Origin of the sequence: Planotetraspora phitsanulokensis, assembly GCF_016863295.1 — a bacterium.
Taxonomy (GTDB): domain Bacteria; phylum Actinomycetota; class Actinomycetes; order Streptosporangiales; family Streptosporangiaceae; genus Planotetraspora; species Planotetraspora phitsanulokensis.
Genome location: NZ_BOOP01000030.1, coordinates 109,401 through 134,835 on the forward strand (window position 1 = coordinate 109,401; position 25,435 = coordinate 134,835).

The following is a 25,435-nucleotide window of genomic DNA, read 5'->3' on the forward strand; positions in this document are numbered from 1 at the left end:
ACGCACCGACATCTCCGCAGGACCAGTGTTCTCAACAGGTTGATGGACACGTGCGGCTGACGGCGACAGCCGCGGGAGGGGTCAGGAGGTGCCGAACCAGCCGGGCACGTCGAGGCGGAAGACGTCCGGCGGCGTCACCTTGCGCAGGTCGGCCTCCAGCTCCCTGAGCCGCTCCTCGCCGATGACGACGGCCCAGCGCGCCCGCAACTCGTCGAAGATCCGGGCCGAGCACACCAGCATGTCCACCCCGGACGGCGTCAGCCGTACGATCTTGCGCCGCGTGTCGTGGGGATCCCGCGCGCGCTCCACGTAGCCCAGGCGCTCCAGCGTCTCGATCGTCTTGCCCGCCGCCTGCTTGGACACGCCGAGCGTACGGCCCAGCTCGACTGCGGTCGTGCCGTTCACGCCGATCGCCTGCATGGCGAAGCCGTGCATCGGCCGGGCATGCGGATGTCCCTGCCGCGCGAGCTCCGCGTGCAGGTCGTCGATGAGGACGCGGAACCCCAGAAAGAGCCGCAGTGGCAGCTCGAAACCGGGCGGGTCGATTGACACGATAGACAACCAGGTTCACTATTACGGACAACTACGTTGTCTACCTTAGGAGACGCCGACGATGCCTGTCATCCGCCATGCCCAGTGCCGCCGATCCGAGACCCCCGCTGGGGTCATGACCACCCTCGCCTCGCCCACCCAGGGCGGCGCCGCGCGGGCCGTGTGGCGCGTTGAGGCGACCCCCGCGACGAGCGGGCCGCTGCATGATTTCGACACCGAGCAGGTGTGGACCTTCCTCACCGGCACCGCCACCGTCGAACTCGGCGGCGAGACCTTCACGATCGCGCCCGGCGACACCGTGGTCATGCCGCCCGCCACCCCGCGCCGCGTCACGGCGGGCGCCGAGGAGGGCTTCACCGCCGTCGTCACCGCAGCCGGCGGGGCCACGGCCCTCCTGCCCGACGGCACCGTCCACGGCGTGCCGCCCTGGATCGCCTGACCCTCATCACCTCACTGCTCCAAGGAGTCACGCATGCCTTTCATCCGTTCCGCCGACAGTCGCAGGAGCACCACTCCCAACGGCGTCATGACCACCCTCGCCTCGCCCACCCAAGGGGGCGCCACCCAGGCCGTGTGGCGCGTCGACATGCCGGCCGGCAACAGCGGCCCCTACCACGCCTGCGACGGCGAGCAGGTGTGGACCTTCCTCACCGGCGCAGCGACCGTCGAACTCGGCGGCGAGACCTTCGCCGTACGGGCGGGAGACACCGTCGTCACGCCGCCGGGCATCGCCCGCCGGGTGACCGGCGACGAGGAGGGCTTCAGCGCCATCGTGACCGCGCCCGCCGGCATCGAGGTCTACAACCCGGGCGGCGTCTCCGCACCTGACGCGTGCGACCTCGCCCCCAAGGGAACCGACCGGCTCGTCCCGCCCTGGGTCCGCTGACGGGAGTCACCGGGTCGGCTGATCGGGCGGATTCGGTGTCTGGCAGCCCGCTGGTGAGTGAGCACTTTCGTCCGCTGGACCGATCGTGCCGAACTGCAACCAGAGCGCCTTTGAAGATCAGAAAAGCCCCTTCCCTGATCAACGGGAAAGGGGCTTTGATCTGGCGGAGGCTGGGAGATTTGAACTCCCGATGGGCGCGAACCCAAACCGCATTAGCAGCTCGGCACATGGCCGTCCCGATCAGTCCCACCTGGACCAACAGGGGTAGCTGGTTCGCCTAGGACGAGGCTGTACGACGGTGAACTGCAACCCAAACTGCAACCCGGGCAGCGTTCGAGCTAGCGCCGCGCGCGCCTCCCCCTGCCTGATCATCCGTCTGCCTCGACCCACCGCGAAGCGGCAGCGAGCCGGCGACGGAGGGGCAAGCCCGTCTTCGCCTGTCCGTTCGCCGGTCGCCGTTCCTCGGCCGTGAGATGCCAACCGTCACAGACGGGCTTGAGCCGGAGGACTTGGCCTGCTGGCATGCCTGGGTCGAGGAAGACGGGATGATCAGGTCCATCTCAGCCATGTCGGGAGCTGGGGCGCCGCTTCCCCCCGAGGGATGTCGCGGGAGCAGAACGAGGAGGTCTGCGCCGAGGCGGGGGTGTTGCCGACGCCGGATGAGTCCATCCGTCACATGGCCGCCGACTACCTTGCCCGGAAGGAATTCGAGGGCCTCCCCAACCTGGGCCTGTTCCTCGCGAACATCCGGGACATGAGTTTCCGCGATCGTTAGGACGACCTCTAGCGTGCCTGGACGGCGTCGGTAACCTGCCTGGAACCCTCGCAAGGAATTGTCACACCTACCGGTCACACTTCAGCCCATGGGCGTTAGATCAGACTTCTCATTGGACCTGCAGCTTGAGTACGTTCACAAGCAGGCGGCGAGCGACGAGGTGAAGCGAGCGGTCACCTCCGTGCTCCAGCACATGCGAACTGGACGCGGCGGCCACCGCAGGGGCGGGAAGACGCTCGTGCAACTCTTGACAGAGGCGCGCGGGCGCGCAGCCTCGGTCGGCGAGTGGGAGGTTGTGCGGCTGCTGCAGGACTCCCTGGATTACGCCCAGGAACGGATCTTGCAACCGGAGTTCGACGAGAGATACCGACTTTTTCAAGACGGCATACGCAATCAACGGCTGCGGCGGTTTGTGGCGAACACGCTTGAGATCAATTTCAAGTACGTCGCCGAGGCGGGGCGCGAGTTCCTGGACGAACACCCCGGTGCAGATGTGGATGATCTGCTGGCCCATATCAACTCGCTCAGCCATGACGCTCGGTATCTCGTAGCACCAGCAGATCGGCCAGGGCGATACTCGCTCTTCCGTGGCCGGAGGGAGACGATGGTGTGGCTGGAGCGTGTGCTCCAGGAGCGGGTCGATATCGAAGACCCGGAGGAAGCCGCTCAACGGATTGCCGCGTCACCAGAGGCATGGGCTCTCCTAGCCGCTGATTCAGATGGTCAGATGATCCTCCGGGCATCCCAACTTCAGCAGCGCTCGGCCCGCCTGGCAAGCCTGCGCAAAGTGGTGGAGGACAGGACCGCCACCGAGCTGGACCTACAACGGGCGTTGGAAGGGCAGCACTGGATCTTCGGTGGGCGTTTCGTCGGGGAAGCTGCGCAGCGCAGGTTGGTGTCGGGTGACGAGGTAGACATTCCTCTGATCCGCGGCGATGGAAGTCTTCACATCGTCGAGTTAAAGCGGGCCATGAGCATGAAGGGTTCTCTGGTGAAACGACATCGCGGAGCCTGGGTGCCTACTGCTGAGGTGCACGATGCCGTCGGCCAAGCAGTCAACTACCTCGTCGGGCTAGATGAGAACCGTCAGCAGATCTTCGAAGACTTCGGCATCGAGACACGGCGAGCAAGCGCCGTCGTTTTGATCGGCCATCCAACTGTCCAGCCGAGCGTGCCAGAGCGGGAGATCAACGAAGCGCTTCGGACGTTCAACACTCACGTGAACCGTGTTGAGGTCATCACGTACAAGGAACTCATCGACAACGCCAGACGCTCCCTCGGGGACCTCTGAGACATAGTGGCTGCGTCGTGGCGGTATTCAGCGAGATCCCAGGCCGAGGGGCCGCCCCATGTCCTGTTCACCTGGAATGAGGCAACGGTGATCAAGCGTCCGGCTCGGTGAGCCAGGGTGAGGAACGAACCCTGGCTCTTCGATCGCCCCCGACCACGACACGACCTCGGACACCCCGTGGCGATCGTCGTGCGGCATGACTGCGGCGGTTTGACCAGGTGCCGGCCTCTCGGATCGGTCAACGCTCGCGCTTCGGCGCGGCCCGAGCTGCTGGCGGCCGGGACCGGCCCCCAGGCCGCATGCCCGGCCGCCGAGCGGGCGCAGGGCCGCGAGGCGGCGCGGAGCGCCGCCCTTGATTCCTACTAGCCCAATTCGGCAACAGTCGAGCACTTACACGACTTTGAAGACGACCGAAATATGCCGAACTGGGCACGTCGCCGTAAATGGGTTGTAGCAGATCACACCAGAGTGGATGCATGGCGATGCCTCCGGCGACACGTTCTAACAGTTGCATCTCAGCTTCTGAGCCATCGGCTTAGCTTCTGGCCAATCCGCATGCCTCTGAGTAGGATGCACGTTCTTGTCCAATACCAGGGTTGGACCACATTCTTCCATCCAAAGTGAACTTGGAGGCGAAGGAAGAATGCAAATCACCTCGCTACGCGTTAGTCGATTCAAATCACTCTATGACGTATCGATGGAACTGGAGCCATTCAGTGTCATAACCGGTCCAAACGGTTCGGGGAAGAGTAACCTCGTAGATGCTCTGGCATTCCTGGGCGAGGTTTATCGGTTCGGCTTCGAATTTGCAGTTGGCCGCGCAGGCGGGATGGACGCCATCAGCTTCCGCGATAAGCGCCGCACGACCATTGGTGTGAAATATACAGCAAAGGCACTGCTTAAGCTGTCCGAGATACGAAACATCGGATACGCACGAAAGAAGCTTCAGGAGGAATATGGCGAGGTGGATCTGGAACTGGAACACCACTTCGTCTTGAAGGCTGCACCATCCGCAACCGGCCTCGATTACATCGTAGAGGCCGAGAGCCTGGAACTCTCTGCGTACCTGCTCGGAGAGTGGATACTACTCCTACATGTTAAAGCCGGGTCGGCTGGATCATCTATAGAAGTAACCGCATCTTATCTTAGTCATGAACGACAAGATGTCTCCGATGTAGCAGTAGCCGCGTTGGGGAATATAACAAAATACCTAAACAGCATATCCGAGGACTCCGCCGGGCTCGGGCAAAGCCTTTTCGAAATCTTCCGTTTGGCGCCCGTAGTGCGCGAATATCAGATCAGAATGGGCTTGATACGAGCCTATCGATTGAGCCCTGATTCTTCACGGCAACCAGCAGTTCTCACACCAAACGCCACCTTGGACAGCCACGGCGGGAACCTCCCAGCGGTAGTTGCCCGAATCAGCAGACAACAGCCAAGCGTATGGCAAAGCATACTTGCTGGGATGCGCCAACTGCTTCCGGATCTTGTCACCATCACCACAGAGCCAAGCGCCGAACGCGGTCTCATACTTCAATTCAATGAGACCAATCGTGGTCGCCCTTGGTCCTCTCATGAAGTATCCGATGGAACGATTCAAGCACTGGCCCTACTAGTACTCCTACACGACTCCCGGCCTCCACTTATTTTGATAGAAGAACCAGAAAATGCTGTCCACCCTTGGGTTCTTCGTCGTTTCTTGGAGACATGCAGGTCGCTACTAAACAAGCAGATAGTCCTCACCACGCACTCTCCGATCTTGCTCAAGCTTGTACGCCCGGAAGAAGTCTTCTTGATGTGGCGAACCCAAGGTCGTTCTAAATTGCGGCCGTTGCTAACGACCAGCCCTGAGGTTAGAGGGCTTTACTACGAGAAGGGCTTCGACGTTTTCGAGCTGTACGACAGCGGGCTAATCGCTCAGGCGATCCCTGGCGCTGATGAGGGGTCGGTGTAATGGTCGCAAGAAAGAAGCCGTTAAAAGTCGGTATCGTAGTTGAAGGCGAATCGGAGATCGCAGGACTACCTAAGCTATACACACAACTTGGCCAGAGGACCGGTAAGCAGTTCTTGCGGCCCCTCCGAGCCACAGCCGACCCATGCGCCCCCATACCGGTGCTCGTACAAGCGCTCCGTGATCGAGTTCGCCTTGCGATCGCCAAAGGCGCTGACATGGTCGTTATTTTACTTGACCGTGAACAACAGAATCACTCAGCATCCGCACGCGCGAGAGCAATCGAAAACGCCATCGCACCGAATTTTAGCGTATCGGTGAGAGTTGTCTTAAAAGATCGAACCTTCGAGAACTGGCTTATCTCATGTCCCTCTGCATTTATAAAGCAGAGATCGCGATTCCCGCATTTCGAGCGCATATCGAGAGTGGTAGAGCCGGGCAGGGCAGATAAGATCGACAAGCCTCACCGGCTACTTAACGATGCAATGAACAATCAGGCCTACGATAAAACTAAGGACGCCCCGAAGATTCTACATCATGCAAATATCGCGGAGATGGCTAGGAATAGCAGGAGTTTCCGCAGATTCCTTGCAGTGACTGGAGATGCCCTCTATCAGGGTGGTAGCTGCACATCTCGAGAAGTTGCCTGAGCATCTCAGTCCGATGCTTGTTCGTGCACGCTAAGCAGGCTCGAAGGAGTTCTCAAGGACTTGTCACCGACGATTCGACTATCTGTCGATGGACGTGGCATCCCAACATGATAAGAAAGCATATTGTGGAGGATCGTCGAGATCGACTGCGGGCGCTAGGTGAGCTGTTTCGGCAGTTACGCAAGGACGCCGGGCTGACAGGTAAGGAGCTTGCGCAGCGTGCAGGGGTGGCTCAGCCATCGATCTCGCGGATAGAGACTGGGCAGCTTCTTCCGACTCCGGAAACTGTTGATCGGCTTTGTGTCGCACTTGGGCTCAACGACACGGACCACGGCCGACTGGATGCGCTGCTCCTGCGCCTTCGCGACGAGGTGGCGCGCCTCAAGGATGGGCTCGCCGGACGCGAGGCGGCTGATGCTGCGCGGGTTCGCTCGGCTCAACGTGTGGTGTCGTTTCAGCCGGCGATGATCCCGGCCCTCCTCCAAACAGCCGAGTACGCGCGGCTTGCCTTGGTGGTCGGCCGAGATGTCGACGAGGATGACGCGGCAAGTGCGGCGGCCTCGCGGGTGAGTGCTCAGGCGGTTCTGTTCGATGCCGGCCGTGAGTTCGCGTTCGTGCTAACCGAGGGTGCGGTACGGACTTGGCCGGGATCTCCATCGTTGATGCTGGCCCAGCTCGACAGGTTGGTCCAGGTGTCGACGCTGCCCCATGTCCGGCTTGGTGTGGTGCCCTGGACGGTGCCGGCTCCGGGTTTCCCGTTGCACGGATTCACGATCTATGACGGGACGACCAGCGTTGTAGAGGCGCTCACGGGCGATGTGACTCACCTCGACCCTGGCGACATCACCATGCACATGGAGACCTTCGACGCGTTCGCTGCCGCGGCCGTGTACGGCGATGAGCTGCGGGATCTCCTCGGTGAGATCGCGGCCGACTTCAGGGAGCTGGCAACTAAGCTCGACGTCTGACGCATTTATACGTGGAATAGCTTGAACGCCTTCTAGGGTGACTCATACGCTGAGCATGTGGATGTATAGCCCCCTAGACATCGGAGCTGCCCATGCCGGCCTGGCGCATGTCCCGCTTCTTCCTCGGCTCCCCTGCCTCGGTGACCGAAGCCCGCCGGTTCGTTACCGGCTTCCTGCGCGACTGGCCGTGTCTGGAGGCGGCGGAACTCGTCGTGAGCGAACTAGCCACCAACGCCGTACGGCACTCGGCAAGTGGCCGGTTCGGAGGCCGCTTCATGGTGACCATCCGGGTAGCGTCCAACGGGCTATGGCTCGGCGTCCTCGACGAGGGCGGCCCACACTCTCCGCAGCTCTCGACAGATTCCGATGATGAAGGCGGCCGGGGCCTGCTACTGGTCTCCACCCTGGCGGCGCAGTGGGGCGTGTGCGGGGACGAGCATGGCCGCACCGTCTGGGCCGTCCTGTCCACAGCGCCGGCACTGGTCACCGCGGAGTGACCGACTGCCTGGCCCCGCACGTGCCGGTGCCGCAGTCGGGATACGTGCGGCTGACCTGGCTTGATCCTCGGGGCGACGTCCGATGCCGAGTGGTGGCGTGGACGTGTGACTGCAAGGCTCTGATCTATGAGCTGTGTGAATTGGGCGGGCTCGGCTTCATCCGCCGCACCGTCCAGGGCGACACGATCACCGTCACCGAGACGCATCGGATGCCGATCTGGCAGGTACGACAACTGTGGGCGGCCGTCCTCGTCGGGATGGCACGATGAGTCCGCGGGGCGTGCCGAACCGCCGTTCTGCGATCCGGGCCGTGGACCCAAAAAGCGGCAAACCCCTTAAAACCGTACCGTCAAGGGGGATGGACGGCATTTCGTCTAGGGGCCTAGACTCGGTCGAGCACCACCAAGGAGGAAACGTGCCACCGAGCGACCTGGACCGCATTGCCGCGATCGATGACCCTTACCGGCTGCTCCGGGTCGCCACCGAACGACTCAACGCCGCACAGCAAGAAGTCACCGAACTGGCCCGGCTCCGTCGCCGCGTCATTCAAGAACTCCACGCTCAGGGCATGTCGTATGCGCAGATCGCCGAAAAGGCCGGCCTTTCCCGCGGACGTATCCATCAGATCCGCCACACCGGCCCCGCCCCGGAAGGCGCGTTCCTCGGTACCGGGATGGTCACCGTCGTCACGCCGCTGCGACACGACGCCGAAACCGGCCGTTCCATGGTCGCCTTGGACGACATGCGATCCGGCAAGCGCCTGGAAGACCTCGCTCGCAGCTTCGGCCTGAACGTCGCCACCGACAACGTCACCGTTGACGGCCGGATCGATCTCAACCGGGACGGCCTGCTCGTCATCTGCGGCCCCCGCATGTCCGACGCCATGCGAGCGGCCTACGACATCGATCCGGTCATCCGCTGGGACCGCGATGACAAGGGTTGGATGCTCATTGACACCCGGACACAGCAGGTGTTCCGCTCCGGCACCCAGACCGACCCCCGGCAGCCCACCGACTCGGCATTCCTCGGCCGACTCCCTCGCCCAGACGGCAACGGTTCGTTCCTCGCCATCGCCGGTATCCGCCCCAACGGCTCCCTCGGCGTCGTCCACTTCCTCACGAACGAGATCGCCACCCTGTGGGGCCAGGTCGACGACAAGCGGTTCTCCTGCGTCGTCGCCGTCGAATACGACCCTGCGACCGGGGAACCAGTGCGGGCGGAACTGGCCAGCCCGCTCTACCGGCACGAGGAGACCTGAGCCGTGCGCGTCACCTTCGCGAGCGAACCCGCCTACGCGGGCCGGCCCAATGAGGACTTCATCGGCGCCACACCGGACGCGGTCGTCCTCCTCGACGGTGCCAGCGTCCCGCCCGGGATCGAATCCGGCTGCACGCACAGCGTGCGCTGGTACTCCCACACCCTCGGCTCCACCCTGCTCACCGAGATGACCCAAAGCGCCGGCCCTCTGCCCGAACTGCTCGCCAAGGGCATCAAGCACGTGACCTCACTTCACGACTTCACCTGCGACCTTTCTCACGGCGGATCTCCCTCGGCCACCGTCGTCATGCTCCGGCAAGCCGGCGACCAACTCGACTGGCTCGTCCTCGGCGACTCCACGCTCATCCTCGACACCGGTACGGCGGAACCGATGGTGGTGCGCGACGACCGGCTGGATCGGGTTGCTGCACCTCGCCGCACCCGGCTCGACGCCCTATTCGGTGGCACCCCCGAGCACGCCACAGCGCTACGCGGGTACGTGGAAGGCCTGGCCGACTACCGCAACCGCGACGGCGGATTCTGGGTTGCCGCTACTGATCCCCTCGCCGCCGACCAGGCGCTCACCGGCTCCGTCCCCGCTGACTCTGTGTATGCCGCCGCGCTTCTCTCAGACGGAGCATCCGACGCCGTCGACCGCTACCACCTCGTCACCTGGCGGCAACTCCTGGATACCCTCGCCCAGGACGGCCCAGCCGAACTGATCCGCCAAGTCCGTGCCGCCGAGCAGTCAGACCCGCACGGCGAACGATGGCGACGGAGCAAGACCCACGACGACTCTACTGCTGTATTTTGCCGGACATACTTTCGATGAGAAAGCCCGGAATGATGCATCGGTTTATAGGAAATCGCTAAACAATAAAATGGCCGCCCCTCTAAAGGGGCGGCCACCGGGAATTGCGTGTACTAGCGTTTGGGTCGGCCGGTCTTCTTGTGCATCCCTAGCGTGGCGCCAGCAAGTGCGCCTAGTTGGCAAATGGCCACTGAAATTACCACCCAGGGTTGAAACCCGGATGCCGCTTTGAATGTCACCAGAGGCCCCGACACGATCCCCCCTATACAGGAAATATCTACGATGACTTCAAGAAGGTGCCGAGTCTGAGAGGGAGGCACGGCTACCTCCACTCTTAGATCCTCCTTCTGGAAGGTCACCGTAGAGAAGCGACGGCTTGGTTCGTCGGGTCCCTGTACATCTTCCGGAGATAGAGTTCTGTCTGCATCTCCTTGTAGTGCAGCCATAGGGCCGCTTCTTCCTTCCCCCCTTGAAGAAGCGGCCCGCATACTTTGCGGGCCTGTCATCTCAAGGGCAACCACGGGTCCGACTCCATATCGGAGTGGCCTATGCCCCACCACTCCAAGGGTCGGATTTCGGGAGCACTTCTGCTCCTTCGGGTATTGATCCCGAGGGAATTGGGATTTGTAGCCCGAGTGCCCCTTCAACATTGATTGAGCGACGGTGGTTGACGTCGACTCGCGTGCATCAAGGCACGCGCACACCTATTAAGGCGACGGACCGATGTTCAATACCTCCACCCCTTTCTGTTGGGAACGGGGGCCAGTCGCACTGACCCGTCTCGGCAACGCCCGAGCGGCGCTGCCGCGACAAGATGCTACACGGAGCGACAGGTATCGCAACCAAATCCACACAGATTCGGTGTCTACTCGGTGGCCAACACACACGTGAGCTGGCATGATGGTCTGTCGAGGTACCCGCTGACATGAGAGGCGAGACTGAGTCATGGCTGATGGAGCACGTGAGAAGAAGGATCAACCAGCGGTGGAGCGCATCAATGCGGCCTTGGTCCCGGAATCAGCTCAGGCCTTGGATGAGCTTCAGCGGCGCACAGGACTGAAGAAGGTTGATCTTGTTAACCGAGCGTTGATGATCTACGAGTTCATCGATAGCGAGCTACGAAACGGAAAGCAGATCGTGTTGCGCGACAAGGAAGGCAGCGACCAGCTGGTAAAGATCATTTTCTAGAGGCTTGTCGCGTTTCCCCGTTGCCAAACCCCTGTCACTGCCGGACGCGAAGCACCCCCAATCCGATCTGCGCGTGAAGCAACCGGTCGCGATCGACGATTGGCGTACACCCCCCTAGACAACATCGATGGGCGTAGCTATGGTGGTGTTGCATAGCCCCCTAGACAGTTAGTATCGCTTCAAACCGGAGTGTCTAGGGGGGTCGACAGGAGGGAGGAGTGACATGGCACTACAGGGACCGATTCCGGTGACCTTCGACATGGTCTTTCCGCACGGCTGCTACGTCGTGGGGGAGGTCGAGCAGGTCAAGGACTTCGATGCCTCGACCAACGGGCGGTTCGTCCAGGCGCGAGACAAGCAGACCAGAGAGCTCGTCTGGCAGGTCGCGGTGATGGACGCGGACCCGACGCTCAAGCCGGCCCAGAAGACGGTGGCGGTGAAGATCCTGGCTCCGGTTCAGCCGGCTCCCCCGGCACCGATGGCGGGGCTGCCGTTCACGCCGGTCGAGTTCGACGGGGTCAGCGTCACGCCCTACGTCAACCAGTCGGGGCGGTTGGCTTACTCGATCCGGGTGCGCGAGATGCGTGCTCCCCGCTCAGGCGGTTCCCGCTCGGCTGCGAAGGACGCGGCGTGATGGGCCGGTCCAAGGCTCGCCCAGCGAGCGTGATCAACCTGAACAGCAGCTCGGGCGCGGTGGCGGAGAACCATTCCTACCCGGTGCGGACTCCGGTGCTGGAGCTGCGCTTCGGCTCGGTTCAGGTGCTGGTGACCACGTCGGCGGCCGACGAGGTGACGGCGGCTGACGTGGAGTTCGCCCGGTGCCTGGCTCGTGAGGCGGCCACGTTCGCCCGGTCGGTCGAGCGGGCCTTTCACGGGCTGCCGGACGGCCGCGGGGTGGCTGCCTGATGACCCTCGCCCCCTACACCCACGTCACGATGTCGATCCAGCCGGGCGAGGCTCCACACATCGGGGTCTCGTTCCACACGCCCGACCTTCGAGCGAGTGCCTCGGTGCTGAACACCGGCCGGCCGTACCTGGGCCTGGATTCCAACGAGGCGCGGGTGTCGGTCTCGACCACTGGGGCCGGTCCGGTCACTACGAAGGATCTCGACGTCGCCCGGCAGATCTTCAACGCTGCCGCGCGCTATCTGGCCGACTGCGAGCGACTGCACACCCAGCAGCCGGCTACCCCCGCACGCTTCGACGCCCCTGGCGACGAGGTGGCGGCCTGACATGCAGGTGGGGCCGCTGGAACTGGCATTCCGGCGGCCCCCAGGTCTCCCGCACACAGCAATGTTCGAGAGGAGTACAAGCCTAGTGTTCAAGAAACTGCCTGGTGACGAGACACGCAGCCTCGTCTCCACCACCCCTGACACCGCCGTGGTGTTCCGCCCGGCCGTCGTCCACACTCCCGCGATCATCAGCCTCGTCCTCTGGCTGTGCCGTCTGGTCGCGGGTCTGGTTCGGCTGGTGTGCTGGCATCCGATCGCCGTCGCCGTTCCCGTCCTGATCTGCGTCGTCTCGGTCCGGTACGGGTACGGTCTGGCCCTGGTCGTCCTCGGCCTCGTCCTGGCGGCGGGACTGTCCTGGTTCTCGCTGGATCGGGCATCGTTCCTGCGCTGGGTGGGCTGGCGGCTGCTGGCCTTCGTCCGCTGGTTCTGGATCTACCGGCGCCACTGGCAACCCGTCGTGACGGTGTCCGGGCTTGCCCGGCATCTGCGCGGGCGTGACTACCTGCCCCGGCTGGTGCAGGTCGAATGCAACCAGTGGGCCGACCGGGTCACCGTCCGCATGCTCGGAGGGCAGGCGGTCAAGGACTGGGCCGACCGGACCGACAACCTCGCCCATGGGTTCGGCTCCCCGTCTTGCCGGGTGGCGGTCGAACGTGCCGGGCGGCTGGTGCTGACCTTCCCTCGGCGTGACCCGCTCGCCGACCCGTTGCCGGCCGTCCCCGTCCCCGCTGCGGCGTCGGTCGGGCCGGTCGAGATCGGACAGCAGGAGGACGGCCGTCCGCTCCGGCTCAAAGTCCACGGCACGCACGTCCTGGTCGCGGGGGCGACGGGTGCAGGCAAGGGGTCGTTCCTGTGGAGCACCATCCGTGGGCTCATTCCCGCGATGCGGGCGGGCCTGGTCCAGGTGTGGGCGCTCGACCCCAAACGCATGGAACTGTCCTTCGGCCGTCCCCTGTTCGGTGAGCATTACGCGGCCGACCCCAAACAGTGCGCCGACCTACTAGACGAGGCGGTCTGCGTCATGCAGGAACGAGCCGACCGGTTCGCCGGCCTCCAACGCAACCACACCCCGACCGCTCAAGACCCGTTCGTCCTGGTGATCGTCGATGAGGTCGCGTTCCTCACCGCCTACCAGTCCGACCGGCAACTCAAGCACCAGATCAGCGCGGCACTGGCGACCCTGACCACACAAGGTCGAGCGGTCGGCGTCGGCGTCCTCGCGGCACTTCAAGACCCGCGCAAAGAGGTCATGAACATCCGCAACCTGTTCCCCGACAAGATCGCACTCCGGCTCGACGAGTCCGAACAGGTCGACATGGTCCTCGGCGACGGCGCACGCGACCGGGGCGCACTGGCCGACCACATCTCACCCATCCCGCAGCTCGGCGCGGGCGTCGGCTACGTCCGACTCGAAACGAGCCCTGACCCGGTCAGGGTGCGGGCGGCCTACGTCTCCGACACCGACATCCGCGCCATGGTCGACGACTTCACGACGGTCACGGGGGAGAGCCGATGACGCTCACCCACTTCCTCGACGGGCTGCGCTGTGCCTGCTGCGGCGCGCTCAACATGCTCTGGCTCGACCCCGTCCGCGGCCTGGTCGAGTGCCACGAATGCGGCCAGATCGCACTCACCTTGCCTGACACCGGAAAGGAGGACAGTTGATCAACCGTGACGACTCGAACCCGGCCGGGGGAGACGCCGACGACTCCCCCGCACCGGGCCGTCGCGCCGACCGGGCAACGCCTCGCGCGATCCGGATGGCCCAACCTCTTGCCCGCGATGTCATCGAAGTCCTGGCCGTTCAGAACGGCGTGTGCATCCGGCCCGTCCCACTGCGCAGGATCGACACCCTGACCGGCGCCAACACGGTCCTCAACGTTCCCTGCGGGACCACGATGGAAGCCAAGTGTCCCTCCTGCGCCAAGCGGAACCGGCAACTGCGGATGGCGCAATGCCGGGAGGGCTGGCATCTCGACCACGAACCCGTCAACACCCCCGACGAACCCGACGACTACCAGCGGTATCTCGTCGAACTGCGGGCCGACGCCCAAGCCTGGCGCGACCAAGCCGAAGGCGCCGGGACCGATACCGCCGACCTGGACGCGGCCATCGCCGATCTCGACGCGGAGATCAACGACGCGGGCATGCGCGGCAACGTCCTCGGCCGACCATCGCCAAAGCGGTCCCGGTCCACCCGGCGGCGACAGGACGCGCCCGACCTGCCCAAGCGGAAGATGACGCCCAGCACGCTCGGGCGGACCTTCACCAGCTCGAACGGCAGAACCTTCCGGCCGTCGATGTTCGTCACGCTCACGCTGCCGTCCTACGGGCGCGTCAATGCCGGTGTCCCGGTCGACCCGTCGACGTACGACTACGCGCGGGCGGCTCGCGACGCATTGCACTTCTCCAAGCTGGTCGATCGGTTCGTGCAGAACCTTCGCCGTGTGGCCGGCTTCGACGTCCAATACTTCGCGGCTGTCGAACCGCAAAAGCGGCTGGCTCCGCATCTGCACATGGCGATCCGGGGCCACATGCCGCGCGCGGAGATCCGGCAGATCGTGGCGGCCACGTATCACCAGGTGTGGTGGCCACCAACCGACGTGATCCGCTTCGAGGGTGACCGGCTGCCGGTCTGGTCGGATGAGGCCGGCTACCTCGACCCGGAAACCGGGGAAGTCCTGCCCACCTGGGACGAGGCACTCGACCAGCTCGGCCAGGACAACGACGCCGAACCGCTGCACGTCGTCCGCTTCGGCGATCAGGTCGACGTCCAGGGCGTGCTCGCCGGTACCACCGACGCCGACACCTGCATCCAATACCTGTCCAAGTACCTCACCAAGTCCATCGGCGACGCACTCGACCCCGACAACCTGGCTCAACGGGCGCACGCCGAACGCTTCGCCAATGCGCTGCGCTTCGAACCCTGCTCACCCACCTGCCCGAACTGGCTGCGCTACGGCGTGCAGCCCAAGCAGGCGAAAGCCGGGATGGCTCCGGGTCGATGCAAGGGCAAGGCGCACAAGCCCGACCACCTCGGCTACGCGGGGCGCCGCGTGCTCGTCTCCCGCAAGTGGTCCAACAAAACCCTCACCGAGCACAAGCACGATCGGCGTACCTGGGTCCTGGAAGCTCTCGGTCTCCCGGACGAGCCGACCGATCCCCACCGCTACACCTGGCGGCCCGTCAAACCCGGAGACCCCGACCTCGAACCCATCGGCGTGCGACTCCTGCGCGACATCGCCGAACGCCAACGCTGGCGCAACCACATGAACCAACTACAGGCGGAGGCAGACGGACAAGATTTTTCGGCAACAGAAGGGAGGGCGGCGTGATGGACAGACTCTTCTACCGGCCCAAGGACGCGGCGGTCGTGCTCGGCATGAGCCGTACGGCGGTCTTTCGTCTGATCAAGTCGGGGGAGTTGCACTCGATCAAGTACGAGGGCTATCGACTCGTCCCGGCCCGCGCGCTCCTGGAATTCGCGCGCCACCTGGAAGAGGCTGCGTGATGGGGGCCCGTAAGCCGAACGGTCGCTCCACCATCTACCTGGGCAAAGACGGCCTCTGGCATGGTTACGTCACCGTCGGCGTCAAGCCCGACGGCTCTCCCGATCGCCGGCACCGCAAGGCGAAGACGGAAGCGGAGGTCACGCGGAGAGTTCGCGAACTGGAGCGTCAGCGGGAGGCGGGACAGGTCGCCAAGCCGGGCAAGGCTCCCACCGTCGCCGAGTGGATGACCGAATACCTCGACGTCATCTGCGAACGCCTCGTCGCCTCCGGCAAGATGGCGCCTCGAACGCTCGACGACTACCGCTCCAAGACCCGTCACTGGATCACTCCGCTGCTTGGCCGACACCGCCTCGACAGGCTCGCCCCTGAGCACCTGGACAAGGCATACGCGACGATGCTTGAGCAGGGTCGGTCGTCGAGCACGGTACTCAAGGTCCATCGCATTCTGTCGCGGGCCTTGAAGATCGCGATGCGGCGGAACAAGGTCACGCGGAACGTCGCCACGCTGATTGACGCGCCCGTGGCAAACGACCCTGACCTGGAACCGCTGACTCGGAACGAAGCGCGGAAGATCCTCGAAGCGGCCAAACCTCGTAGGAATGCCGCGCGCTGGTCGGTGGCCCTGGCTCTCGGCATCCGCCAGGGCGAAGCGCTCGGCCTGCGCTGGCCATTCGTCGACCTGGAGACCGGGGTGATCAAAGCCTGGTATCAGGCGCAGCGCTCCCCCTGGCGACACGGCTGCGACGGCCCTCACGAATGTGGCGCCGAGTGGCACCGGGTGCCATGTAAGCCGCGGTGCAAGGAGCACAAGCACCACCCCGACTGTCCACAGGACTGCAAGCGACGCGGGCACGCGTGCCCGACGAGGACGTGCCCGAAGGACTGCACGGGCCACGCGGACCGCTGTCCGAAGCGCACAGGCGGCGGGATCATCTTTCGGCAACGCAAGGGCCGCAGCCGTCTCACCCTCCAGTGCCCGTCCGAGCTGCTGCCGATCCTCCGCGAGCACAAGAAGATCCAGGACGCCGAACGGGCGGAAGCCGGCGAGCTCTGGGAGGACCACGACCTCCTGTTCCCCACCCGGCGGGGCCGGCCGATGGAGCGCAGCGAGGACTACAAGATGTGGAAAGCGCTCCTGAGACGGGCCGGGGTTCGGGAAGCCAGGCTTCACGACGCCCGCCACACAGCGGGGACTCTCCTCGTCGAGCAGGGCGTCCACATCCGGGTAGTCCAAGAGATCCTCGGCCACGCCCGTGTCACCACGACCGAGCGCTACACCCACGTGGCGAGCCTTCAGGTGAAGGACGCAAGCGAGCGCATGGGGGCCGCTCTCTGGGGCGATGACGACTAATGCGGTCACCACAACGGTTCTCGGTGGCCGAAAGATAATCTCGGCAAATGACCGAGGAAGACTTCACGATCAAGTTGACGCGGGATCAGGCGTTGGTGCTCTCTGACTGGCTCTACCGCGTGATCGGTACTGCAGAGTTTGACAGCTTGGTCGGCCAGGACCACGCGGTCTGGTCACCGCTACACCGGATCGCCGGAGCACTGGAGACCTCACTGGCGGAGGTTTTCATATCGGACTACAGCGACCGACTGAGCACCGCTCAGGAGAGGCTCTTGGACACCCTTGGCGAGGTGGGTCGGCCAGGGGACGAGCCGTAGTGAAGGAGCGCGGCGTTCAGCCACCTGTGGCACCCGACCAGGCCGGGGACGGGGTCGAGCCAGAGCAGCCAGGCTCATGGACCGCCCCAACTGCAACCCAAACTGCAACCCTGAGGCCTTTGAAGATCAGAAAAGCCCCTTCCCTGATCAACGGGAAAGGGGCTTTGATCTGCGGAGGCTCGGGGATTTGAACCCCGGATGGGCTTAAGACCCAAACCGCATTAGCAGTGCGGCGCCATAGACCTGACTAGGCGAAGCCTCCTGGTTGCCGAGTGGCTCAGGACAGAGTACCGGCGATTGTGTGAGGCGGCAAAGCGGAATCCCACCTGAGGACGGGTCTGGACCCGTCCCCTGCCGGCAGCACCGCGAAGACGTCTCGCGCTGACCATATGCCCAGATCGGGCGAGACACGGCAAGCGAGACACGCAACTTTTCCCCAGGACAATGCACAGCTCTTGTCCACAGCTTGTGGACAAGAGCCGGCTCTGTGGGGAAGGTCGATCAGCCCTGGCGGACGGCTTCGCCCTCGATCTCAATCTTGATCTTCTTGCTCACCAGGACGCCGCCGGCCTCGATGGCCACGTTCCAGGTGAGACCGAAGTCCTCACGGTTGATCTCCGTCTCGGCGGTGAAGCCGAAGACCTCGTGGCCGTAGGGGCTGGTGCCGACGCCGCCGAACTCGACCTTGAGCTCGACCTCTCGCGTGACGTCGCGGATCGTCAGGTCGCCGACCAGAACGAAGTCGTCACCGCGGTGGTCCTTCACGCTGGTGCTGCGGAAGGTGATGTCCTCATGCTTCTCGACCGACAGGAAGTCGTCGCTCTTCAGGTGCCCGTTGCGGTCGGCGACGGCGGTCTCGACGCTGGCGGCCTTGATGACGACCTCAGCGGTGGAGTCAAGCGGGTTCTCCGCGATCACGATCTTCGCGTCGTACTCGTCGAAGTGACCCCGGACCTTGGTCACCATCATGTGCTTGGCGACGAAGCCCACGCGCGTGTGCGTCTTGTCGAGGGCGAATTCGCCGGCCGTCGGGATCTTCAGGCCATCCCACTCACGAATGCTCATTGTGCCCTCCCAGGGCTGCTTGCTCCGTTGATGTTTGCGCGAACAACTTTCTACACGAGGATTATTCCCTTCGTCAACTATTGTCGCGTAGACTTTGCACATGGATCCTTTTGACGACCCGCGGCTCACTGCGATGGGCCTACTGGCCGAGGTCTCAACGGGATTGGCGGCCGAACTCGGCAAGACCTTCTCCGCCGCCGGTCTCTCCGAAGTCGACTTCGAGACACTGATACGCCTGGCTCGCTCCCCTCGGCACCAACTCAGGATGAGCGACCTCGCCGGGCAGACATCGTTGTCCACCAGCGGGATCACCCGTGTCGTGGACAGATTGGAGCGCGAAGGCCTTGTCCGGCGCAGCCCGTGCAGCACCGACCGGCGTGCCTCCTATGCCGTGCTCACCGAGGCGGGCGTGAACCGCCTCACGGCCCTGATACCGCAACATCTAGAGGACATCGACACCTGGTTCACCAGCCTGCTGACCCCGGAGCAGCTGGCGACCTTCCTCGAGACCCTTCGCACCATCCGCGACGTCGTACGGCCGTGCGCCACAGCAGGGGTCGAGAGCGCGGAGCACGTCGCGACCGGCTGACGCATCAGGCGAAACCCGGAGCTGCCACCACCCCTCCCGTGGCACCCGGGCTCCTCGCCCCCGGCGGTTCTCAGTTCATCGCCTCGCGGCCCACGGGAACCAAGTCGCCGCGGAGCTTGGCCATCCCCCGGGACACGGTGCTCTTGACCGTGCCCACGCTGATCCCCAGAGTCCTGGCGATCTCCATCTCGGTCATGTCCTCGTAGTAGCGCAGGACGATCGCCGTACGCTGCCTGGCGGGCAGGCGGTCGAGCGCCTGCTCCAGTTCGTCGTACTGATGCCGCGGATCATGCTGCGTGGGGATGTCGGGCAGATCCTCGGACGGGTACTCCTCCAGCTTGCGCCGCCTCCACCACGAGATGTTGATGTTCACCATCGCCCGGCGCACGTAGCTGTCCAGCGAGGAACGATCCTGGATCCGATCCCAGGCGAGATAGGTCTTGGCGAGGGCTGCTTGGAGCAGGTCCTCGGCGTCGCAGAGGTTCCCGGTCAGCTGATGCGCGACCCGCAGCAGGGCCGCTCCGCGGGACGCCACATACGTATGGAACTCCTCATGGTTCACGATCATGCGATCACCGACCTGGCCTGAGAGGCATCTCGTGCCAGAATGGCAGCCTCATTCCAGAATCCGGCTGAACCGGAAACAAGGTTTCGTGCAGCCATGCGCAAAGATCGCGCAAGCTCGGTGGCGGGCCCTCATCCACCCTGCTGACACGGCGCTCGCACTGTAGGCACTGATTTGCCCAGACTGGGGCGATACGCCTTCCACCTGGGGTGGGATTATTGCTCCGCAGTCACCCCATCGACTGCCATTCCTCTCCTGTCGACATTCGCGGCATGTGAGGCTAGAAGGCGTGGGGAGGGGTGATGAGGAACCGAACCGTTGATCGCAGGCGCATGCTCGCCGCGGCCGTGCTCGGCCGCGACACGGAGGCGCCGCGACTGACCGCTGACGACGGGATGACGCTCGACGCCGTCAGCGGGGAGATCCTCGACGTGAGCCCGCACCTGATCATCGTCGAGGACGACGACGGGGAGGAGCGGCGGATGGTCATCGCCCCCTGGGCGACCGCGTGGCACGGAGCGTCGCTTCCTCCCGCCGACCTGCCCATAGGAGCGAGGGTCGTCATCCGCGCTCTGCGATCAGGCACGGTGGTCGACCGCATATGGGCGAACATCACCCGGATGACCGGAATCATCCTCGGCATCTCGGGAAAGCGGGACCTCACCATCGAGCTCGACTGCGGCCCGCACCGCGGGCGCCGTTCGGTGGTCGTCCCCTACCGGAGCTCGGGGCGGATCCGGGTACGGCATCCGCAGCTCGAAGCGGGTTATCTCTTCGACGCCATCGGGCTCATGGACGCCGGCACCGCGCTCGCCCACATACCCGCGACGTCGCAGCCCCCCTACCGGGCGAAGTCCGTCCCGCCGCCGCCTCCCGCCTTCCGCGGGGTTCAGTCGAAGATCTCCGGCGCGGCCGCGTGGGGGGATTTCACCGAACCGGGCGTGACCTATCCGATGCTGGAGTCCGCGGACGCCGACTGCGAGGACACCGGGCGTTCCTGCGCCGGCCTGCCGTACCTGTCGGTCGGGTCCATGCTGTTCGTCCGCAACGTATGCGACGGCCGGGCGAACGCGCTGCCGATCATCGGCTGCGGCTGCATCACCGGACGCTTCTGCGACCGGTGCCTGGAGTGTGGCACCTCACCCCGCGGCAGGCTGGTGGAGATGTCTGCCACGTCGTACGTCGAGCTGGGTGGAGATCTGATCAAAGGCTGCTTCAACGCACGCGTCGGATTGGGGTGACTCATGCTCTCGACCATCGCGGCGGCGGCCCTGCCGATCCTCATCGCGATGCTGCTGCTGGGTGGCGTCGCGAAACTCTTCATGGCCGGGAGTGACGCCGAGCCCGGCGGTCTGGGCCGGCTCGGGCCCGCGGTGCTAGCTCCGCCACGCTTCCGCAAGGCCGCCATGATCGGCTGTGCACTGGGCGAGCTGGGCCTGATCGGGGTGCTGCTCCTGCTCCCCGATCACGCGGTGGCCCGCTGGATGCCGGTGGCGTTCTTCACCGTCGCCACCTACGTCCTGTGGGACCTGCGCCGCAGGCGGCCCGACGTGGGATGCGGCTGCTTCGGCGAGGTCAGCGCGGCGCCGATCGGGATGCGGTCCATCGGCCGGGCGGCGGTTCTGGCCGGCGCCGCGGTCATCGTGGCGGTCGAGAGTCCGGGACTCGCGGCTCTGTCGAGCTGGTCGTGGATGACGACGGCGTGGCTGGCCGGCGGCGTGACGCTGCTCCTGCTGCTGTCGACGGAAATCGAGGAGACGACCTCCCGCCTGCGTCATCGCGCACCGTGCGAGCAGCGCGCGATTCCCGCCAAACGGGCCCTGTCCCGCCTCCAGAGCAGTACGGCATGGCGGTCGCACGCCCCGGTGCTGATGTCCGACGAGCCCGCCGACACGTGGCGGGAGCTGTGCTGGCGGTTCTTCGTCTTTCCCGCGCAGGACGGCGCAGACGTCGTCTTCGCCGTCTACCTGAGTGGGCGACGACCTGCGGTGAAGTCGGCGATCGTCAACGCCGACGGTCAGCCGATCACCCCTCTGCGGGAATCTATGCGTGTATCGGCCTAGCGCTATACAGGCATAGATTCCCGCATGAAGGGGCTGCGATTAAGCTCTCTACGGCTCTCTAGCTTCCCCTCTAGAAAGCCGTAGAGAGGTCAATGGGAGGGACGGCTACAGCGGCTGGGCACGCAGGAACCTCCCGAAGTGAGGGACCGTGAATCCGATCACTCCTCGTTCCGCGCTGTAGATCAGGCCCTTCTTGATGAGGCTGTCTCGGGCCGGAGACAGGCTGGAAGGCTTGCGGCCCAGCGACTCCGCGACATCGGCGGTAGGTACGGGATCATCCCGGAGTTGGGCCATGGCGTGCATGTAGTCGCGCTCGGCAGGGGTGGCACGTTCGTAGCGGCTGCCGAAGAAGCCGACGGCGAGCTCCTCCTCGGCCTCCGGCGCCGACACCTTGATGTCGTCAACGGTGATCGGGCTGTTCGGAGCCAGATCCCAGGCGACCTTGCCGTACGCCTGGACGAAGTAGGGGTAGCCGTCGGCCGCCTCATAGAGGGCGTCGAGCGCTTCGGGCGTGAACTCGACCGCCTCGCGCTCGGCGGGTGCGATGAGCGCGAGATCGGCGGCGTCCCTGTCGAGCCGATCGATCCGCGCGTACCGGAACAGCCGCTCCGAATAGCTCTTGCTCGCCGACAGCACGCTCGGCAGGTGGGGCAGACCGGCTCCGACCACGATCAGCGGCCCGCCGGTCTGGGAGAGCTCGTGGCAGGCGGCGCACAGGGCGGAGATGTCGGGCGCCTGCACGTCCTGCATCTCGTCGATGAACAGCGCGATGCCGACGCCGAGATCGGTCGCGACCCCCGCGGCGTCGACGAACAGCTCGGTGAGGTCGATCTCCAGGTCGCCGGAGTCGGCCCGCCCGCGAGAGGCCGGGACGTCGATGCCGGGCGACCAGTGGGAGGTGCCCTTCGCCGCGGCCGGATCGCGCATGGCGAAGGCCTTCAGTACACCCAGGAACTCCTCGATGCGCTCGGGCGCCCGATGACGGGGGGCGAGCTCTCTGATCGCCATGTGCAGCGACGCGGCGACCGGCCGGCGGATCGACTGGTCGGGACGGGCCTCGATCTTGCCCGTGCCCCACAGCCGCTGCATGGCCATCGACTTGAAGGTGTTGAGCAGGACGGTCTTGCCGACGCCCCGGAGCCCGGTGAGCACCATGCTCCGCTCCGGACGGCCACGGGCCACCCGTTCCAGCACGACCTCGAACTGCTGGAGTTCGCGGTCGCGCCCGGCGAGCTCCGGAGGGCGCTGACCCGCGCCGGGGGCATAGGGATTGCGCACGGGGTCCACGCTCTCGGACTTTATGACGGGATATAGCGGCCGTCGTAGATTTCCGTAGAAAGCGCTACGGCGTGTCGCCCGCGGGCGGCGCGGAACACACCGCACGGCCGCGGACGGCTCGGCGGCCGTCATCCCGGGGGGCGGGGCCAGTGCGGGCTCGGGCGCCGCGAGAACTGTCATTGCACACCCCTCACCTGCCGAGACGGCGACCGAACCCATGTTCGATCCGATGGCCAGAACTGTAGCGCGACATCGAACATGTGCGCGAGGTTTTCACGAGAAAAGCTCCGGCAAAAGCCGTCACGAGGCCGGGCTCCGGCACCCACGAGAAGATCCGAACACCGGCGGGGATTTGCGTGGGACGGGTACTCTGCGCGTATGGCCTCCTTACGGAACCCCAGGTCAGCGATGGTGGCGGTCGCCGTACTGGGTCTGACCGCCTGCGGCGGGACCGGAGTCGTCACATCGTCGCCGGCGGCCTTCCAGACGGAGGCGTCGGCCTCGCCCTCGACTGCGGCGCCGAGCACCCCCACACCGCCGCCCTCGCCGACACCTGCGGGGCCGCCGAAGTTCTCGGCGAAGATCCAGAAGGTCTCCCGGGCCGACCTGCCGTCCTCGTGGCACGCCGGCTGCCCGGTCTCTCCGAGCGGGTTGCGGAAGATCACGATGACCTACTGGGGGTTCGACGGAAAGCCGCACACGGGTCAGTTGGTCGTCAACCAGTCGGCCGCCGACGACATGGTCAAGGTCTTCGCCAAGCTGTACGGCTTCCGCTACCCCATCCGCCGGATGCAGCCGGTCGACGCCTACAAGGGGAGCGACGACGCGTCCATCGACGCGGACAACACCTCCGCGTTCAACTGCCGCAACGCCACCGGGTCGAGCAAGTGGTCCAACCACGCGTACGGCCTGGCCGTCGACGTCAACCCCCGGGAGAACCCCTACGTCTACGCGGACGGGTCGAACGCCCACCGCAACGCCGACGCCTTCGTCCGCCGTCCGCTCAAGAAGCCGGGCGTGATCAACGCGGACGACCGTGTGGTCAAGGCCTTCGCCTCGGTGGGCTGGGGCTGGGGCGGCTCCTGGTCCGGCGACAAGGACTACCAGCACTTCTCCGAGAACGGCCGGTAGACGAGCCTGGCCGTACCCGGCGCTCCGAAGGAGCAACGCTCAACGGGGTGGCTCGAGGTCCAGCTCGAGCCAGCCGGCGAGCTCCTTGATCTCACCGGCGACCGCCGCGGTCACGTCGTCGGTGAAGGGGACGTCCTCGTGGATCGCGTGGACCCGCAGCACGCCGGCTTTGCGGTCGGCGGCGGCGTCGAGCTTGCCCACCAGCCGGTCTCCGTACAGGATCGGCAGCGCGAAATACCCCCAGCGGCGCTTGGCCGCAGGCTTGTACATCTCCAACTGGTAGTCGAAGCCGAAGAGCTCGGCGGCGCGCTTACGGTCGTGGATCAACCGGTCGAAGGGCGACAACAACGCCACGCGTCCCGAGAACGGCCGGCCCAGCTGGGACGGATCGACTCGCCACGTGCCCTTCACCCCCTCGACCACGGCAGGTTCGCCGGCCTCGCCGACGTGCGCCGGCTCGACCGGTACCTCCGGCGCCCGGGAGCGGGCGATGCCCAGAGCACGCAACCGCCGCTCGTCGCGGATGCGCCGCGCCTCGTCGGCCGGGATCACCGGGCCGTCGGGGTAGACCCGCGTCGCCAGGTCCCACAGCCGGTCGCCGCCGCGGCGTCCGGCGACGGCGACCTCACCTCGGCCCACCATGAACTCCAGCATTTGCGTGACGTTGCGGTTGTCGGTCCATCCGGTCGACTTCCACGGCACCATGCAGGTGTCGGGGATGTCACGCGACGGCAGCGGTCCGGCGGAGCCCAGCCGATCGAGGATGTCCTGCCGGCACGCGTCGTTGGCCCGCACCCAGTCGCGGAGGTGCACCCGCCAGGAGGACAGCTCGCCGCGCCCGGGCCAGTGGGCCATCTCGTCGCGGTACAGCGCGAGGTCCTCACTTGGGCGGATCAGCGCCCGCAGTTCCAGCAGCGACCGGTCCGCCAGCGCGGCGGTCAGCATGGCCGGCGTGTACGACGACCCGAGACGACTCCACGCCACGAGATCGGCGTTCGGCGCGATGGCGGCGGTCGGGTCGAGCTGCAGCAGGGTCAGACCGCGCACCGCGTCGAGCAGCCCGGCCGGCCGCGAGCCGTCCAGGAGTTGCGCGCGCACGGCGATGCGCCGCGCATCGGTGCGAGAGAGTTCGTGGACGACCACGCCACGAGGCTAGGCGACCGATCCGCCGGTGACCATCGCCCGGCGGGATCTCTTCGGAGGCCCACCGCCCGCGGACCACTGCCCGGTGCGCCCCGTTTGCCCGGTTTCACAAATGCGCGAATGGGTGCGATAAAAGATCGCCACATACCGTCACCGCCAAAACTCGCACAGAGCGGCAAATCGGCTTAAATGTCGTTTTTCTAGATCGCCGATCTTGGATCCGGAAGCCGGCGATTGTGTCGTATGTCATAACAAACCGGCAGAACGCGATACCCGCTGAAGTGATCTCGGGCCACCCCGACCGAAGCCCGAACCCCTTCTCTGGACGACGACTCAGTGAATGCGGCACGAACGTCGAATGAT

Annotated in this window: 30 protein-coding genes and 1 tRNA gene; 25 read left to right on the top strand and 6 right to left on the bottom strand. The window is 65.2% G+C overall.

Translation table 11 applies throughout. The features are described from left to right. Nucleotides 1-81 precede the first annotated feature (81 nt). Complete coding sequence (locus Pph01_RS30275) at nucleotides 82-552, bottom strand: MarR family winged helix-turn-helix transcriptional regulator (RefSeq protein WP_204076644.1); 471 nt, start codon at nucleotides 550-552, stop codon at nucleotides 82-84. Between the two features lie 115 nt (nucleotides 553-667). Between Pph01_RS30275 and Pph01_RS30280 the strand changes: the two genes are divergently transcribed. The 21 genes from Pph01_RS30280 (at nucleotide 668) to Pph01_RS30380 (ending at nucleotide 17,238) form a co-directional block, all read left to right on the top strand. Continuing rightward, nucleotides 668-991: a cupin domain-containing protein gene (locus Pph01_RS30280; protein WP_239117127.1), complete on the top strand. Its 324-nt coding sequence runs from the start codon at nucleotides 668-670 to the stop codon at nucleotides 989-991. Between the two features lie 33 nt (nucleotides 992-1,024). Then, nucleotides 1,025-1,438: a cupin domain-containing protein gene (locus Pph01_RS30285; protein ID WP_204076575.1), complete on the top strand. Its 414-nt coding sequence runs from the start codon at nucleotides 1,025-1,027 to the stop codon at nucleotides 1,436-1,438. Between the two features lie 601 nt (nucleotides 1,439-2,039). Then, nucleotides 2,040-2,213, top strand: coding sequence for a hypothetical protein (locus tag Pph01_RS30290; RefSeq protein ID WP_204076576.1), 174 nt, complete (start codon nucleotides 2,040-2,042; stop codon nucleotides 2,211-2,213). Between the two features lie 88 nt (nucleotides 2,214-2,301). Beyond that, nucleotides 2,302-3,504 (top strand): Shedu anti-phage system protein SduA domain-containing protein, encoded by a 1,203-nt coding sequence (locus tag Pph01_RS30295; RefSeq protein ID WP_204076577.1) that lies wholly within the window; start codon nucleotides 2,302-2,304, stop codon nucleotides 3,502-3,504. 643 nt (nucleotides 3,505-4,147) lie between these two features. Further along, nucleotides 4,148-5,458, top strand: a complete 1,311-nt coding sequence (locus Pph01_RS30300; protein ID WP_373315693.1) for an AAA family ATPase — start codon at nucleotides 4,148-4,150, stop codon at nucleotides 5,456-5,458. Next, nucleotides 5,458-6,105, top strand: a complete 648-nt coding sequence (locus Pph01_RS30305) for a DUF4276 family protein (RefSeq protein ID WP_204076579.1) — start codon at nucleotides 5,458-5,460, stop codon at nucleotides 6,103-6,105. Before Pph01_RS30300 ends, Pph01_RS30305 begins: the two co-directional genes overlap by 1 nt. A 107-nt stretch (nucleotides 6,106-6,212) precedes the next feature. Next, nucleotides 6,213-7,073, top strand: a complete 861-nt coding sequence (locus Pph01_RS30310) for a helix-turn-helix domain-containing protein (protein ID WP_204076580.1) — start codon at nucleotides 6,213-6,215, stop codon at nucleotides 7,071-7,073. 92 nt (nucleotides 7,074-7,165) lie between these two features. Then, nucleotides 7,166-7,570, top strand: a complete 405-nt coding sequence (locus Pph01_RS30315) for an ATP-binding protein (RefSeq protein ID WP_204076581.1) — start codon at nucleotides 7,166-7,168, stop codon at nucleotides 7,568-7,570. Then, a complete protein-coding gene (locus Pph01_RS30320) occupies nucleotides 7,567-7,839 on the top strand; it encodes a hypothetical protein (RefSeq protein WP_204076582.1) in 273 nt (90 codons plus the stop codon). Before Pph01_RS30315 ends, Pph01_RS30320 begins: the two co-directional genes overlap by 4 nt. Nucleotides 7,840-7,928: 89 nt before the next feature. Beyond that, nucleotides 7,929-8,828 (top strand): sigma factor-like helix-turn-helix DNA-binding protein, encoded by a 900-nt coding sequence (locus Pph01_RS30325; RefSeq protein WP_204076583.1) that lies wholly within the window; start codon nucleotides 7,929-7,931, stop codon nucleotides 8,826-8,828. Between the two features lie 3 nt (nucleotides 8,829-8,831). Continuing rightward, entirely contained in the window at nucleotides 8,832-9,659 is an 828-nt protein-coding gene (locus Pph01_RS30330) for an integrase (RefSeq protein ID WP_204076584.1), read from the top strand. Between the two features lie 924 nt (nucleotides 9,660-10,583). Further along, entirely contained in the window at nucleotides 10,584-10,826 is a 243-nt protein-coding gene (locus Pph01_RS30335; RefSeq protein ID WP_204076585.1) for a hypothetical protein, read from the top strand. A gap of 223 nt (nucleotides 10,827-11,049) precedes the next feature. Further along, nucleotides 11,050-11,460: a plasmid replication, integration and excision activator gene (locus tag Pph01_RS30340; protein ID WP_204076586.1), complete on the top strand. Its 411-nt coding sequence runs from the start codon at nucleotides 11,050-11,052 to the stop codon at nucleotides 11,458-11,460. After that, nucleotides 11,460-11,732 (top strand): hypothetical protein, encoded by a 273-nt coding sequence (locus tag Pph01_RS30345; protein WP_204076587.1) that lies wholly within the window; start codon nucleotides 11,460-11,462, stop codon nucleotides 11,730-11,732. Before Pph01_RS30340 ends, Pph01_RS30345 begins: the two co-directional genes overlap by 1 nt. Then, a complete protein-coding gene (locus Pph01_RS30350) occupies nucleotides 11,732-12,058 on the top strand; it encodes a hypothetical protein (protein ID WP_204076588.1) in 327 nt (108 codons plus the stop codon). The genes Pph01_RS30345 and Pph01_RS30350 overlap by 1 nt, the downstream gene beginning before the upstream one ends. Before the next feature lie 85 nt (nucleotides 12,059-12,143). Beyond that, entirely contained in the window at nucleotides 12,144-13,574 is a 1,431-nt protein-coding gene (locus Pph01_RS30355; RefSeq protein ID WP_204076589.1) for an FtsK/SpoIIIE domain-containing protein, read from the top strand. Then, nucleotides 13,571-13,723 carry a hypothetical protein gene (locus tag Pph01_RS30360; protein WP_204076590.1) on the top strand — a complete coding sequence of 51 codons (153 nt, stop codon included), beginning with the start codon at nucleotides 13,571-13,573 and terminating at the stop codon, nucleotides 13,721-13,723. Before Pph01_RS30355 ends, Pph01_RS30360 begins: the two co-directional genes overlap by 4 nt. A 95-nt stretch (nucleotides 13,724-13,818) precedes the next feature. After that, complete coding sequence (locus Pph01_RS30365) at nucleotides 13,819-15,393, top strand: replication initiator (protein WP_204076645.1); 1,575 nt, start codon at nucleotides 13,819-13,821, stop codon at nucleotides 15,391-15,393. Further along, the gene (locus Pph01_RS30370; protein ID WP_345485843.1) at nucleotides 15,393-15,569 is read left to right on the top strand and encodes a helix-turn-helix domain-containing protein; all 177 of its coding nucleotides are present in this window, start codon (nucleotides 15,393-15,395) and stop codon (nucleotides 15,567-15,569) included. Before Pph01_RS30365 ends, Pph01_RS30370 begins: the two co-directional genes overlap by 1 nt. Nucleotides 15,570-15,793: 224 nt before the next feature. Then, entirely contained in the window at nucleotides 15,794-16,921 is a 1,128-nt protein-coding gene (locus Pph01_RS30375; protein WP_204076592.1) for a tyrosine-type recombinase/integrase, read from the top strand. A 47-nt stretch (nucleotides 16,922-16,968) separates the two neighbouring features. Further along, entirely contained in the window at nucleotides 16,969-17,238 is a 270-nt protein-coding gene (locus tag Pph01_RS30380) for a hypothetical protein (RefSeq protein ID WP_204076593.1), read from the top strand. Nucleotides 17,239-17,410: 172 nt separating this feature from the next. Here Pph01_RS30380 and Pph01_RS30385 read toward each other — a convergent pair. Both Pph01_RS30385 and Pph01_RS30390 read right to left on the bottom strand, forming a co-directional pair. After that, nucleotides 17,411-17,500, bottom strand: a tRNA-Ser gene (locus Pph01_RS30385). Nucleotides 17,501-17,739: 239 nt separating this feature from the next. Continuing rightward, nucleotides 17,740-18,303 carry a YceI family protein gene (locus tag Pph01_RS30390; RefSeq protein WP_204076594.1) on the bottom strand — a complete coding sequence of 188 codons (564 nt, stop codon included), beginning with the start codon at nucleotides 18,301-18,303 and terminating at the stop codon, nucleotides 17,740-17,742. Between the two features lie 100 nt (nucleotides 18,304-18,403). Between Pph01_RS30390 and Pph01_RS30395 the strand changes: the two genes are divergently transcribed. Continuing rightward, nucleotides 18,404-18,892 (top strand): MarR family winged helix-turn-helix transcriptional regulator, encoded by a 489-nt coding sequence (locus Pph01_RS30395; RefSeq protein WP_239117128.1) that lies wholly within the window; start codon nucleotides 18,404-18,406, stop codon nucleotides 18,890-18,892. 70 nt (nucleotides 18,893-18,962) lie between these two features. Here the strand turns inward: Pph01_RS30395 and Pph01_RS30400 are convergent, their stop codons facing one another. Beyond that, the gene (locus tag Pph01_RS30400) at nucleotides 18,963-19,460 is read right to left on the bottom strand and encodes a SigE family RNA polymerase sigma factor (RefSeq protein ID WP_204076596.1); all 498 of its coding nucleotides are present in this window, start codon (nucleotides 19,458-19,460) and stop codon (nucleotides 18,963-18,965) included. Nucleotides 19,461-19,759: 299 nt separating this feature from the next. Here Pph01_RS30400 and Pph01_RS30405 point away from each other — a divergent pair, with 299 nt between their 5' ends. Both Pph01_RS30405 and Pph01_RS30410 read left to right on the top strand, forming a co-directional pair. Beyond that, nucleotides 19,760-20,698, top strand: a complete 939-nt coding sequence (locus Pph01_RS30405) for a hypothetical protein (protein WP_204076597.1) — start codon at nucleotides 19,760-19,762, stop codon at nucleotides 20,696-20,698. Between the two features lie 3 nt (nucleotides 20,699-20,701). Beyond that, complete coding sequence (locus Pph01_RS30410; RefSeq protein WP_204076598.1) at nucleotides 20,702-21,520, top strand: MauE/DoxX family redox-associated membrane protein; 819 nt, start codon at nucleotides 20,702-20,704, stop codon at nucleotides 21,518-21,520. 105 nt (nucleotides 21,521-21,625) lie between these two features. Here the strand turns inward: Pph01_RS30410 and Pph01_RS30415 are convergent, their stop codons facing one another. Then, a complete protein-coding gene (locus tag Pph01_RS30415; protein ID WP_204076599.1) occupies nucleotides 21,626-22,807 on the bottom strand; it encodes an ATP-binding protein in 1,182 nt (393 codons plus the stop codon). Nucleotides 22,808-23,176: 369 nt separating this feature from the next. Here Pph01_RS30415 and Pph01_RS30420 point away from each other — a divergent pair, with 369 nt between their 5' ends. Continuing rightward, nucleotides 23,177-23,929: a M15 family metallopeptidase gene (locus tag Pph01_RS30420; RefSeq protein WP_239117129.1), complete on the top strand. Its 753-nt coding sequence runs from the start codon at nucleotides 23,177-23,179 to the stop codon at nucleotides 23,927-23,929. A gap of 39 nt (nucleotides 23,930-23,968) precedes the next feature. On the opposite strand, the gene Pph01_RS30425 is transcribed toward Pph01_RS30420, so the two are convergent. After that, the gene (locus Pph01_RS30425; RefSeq protein ID WP_204076600.1) at nucleotides 23,969-25,072 is read right to left on the bottom strand and encodes a DNA glycosylase AlkZ-like family protein; all 1,104 of its coding nucleotides are present in this window, start codon (nucleotides 25,070-25,072) and stop codon (nucleotides 23,969-23,971) included. Nucleotides 25,073-25,435 lie beyond the last annotated feature (363 nt).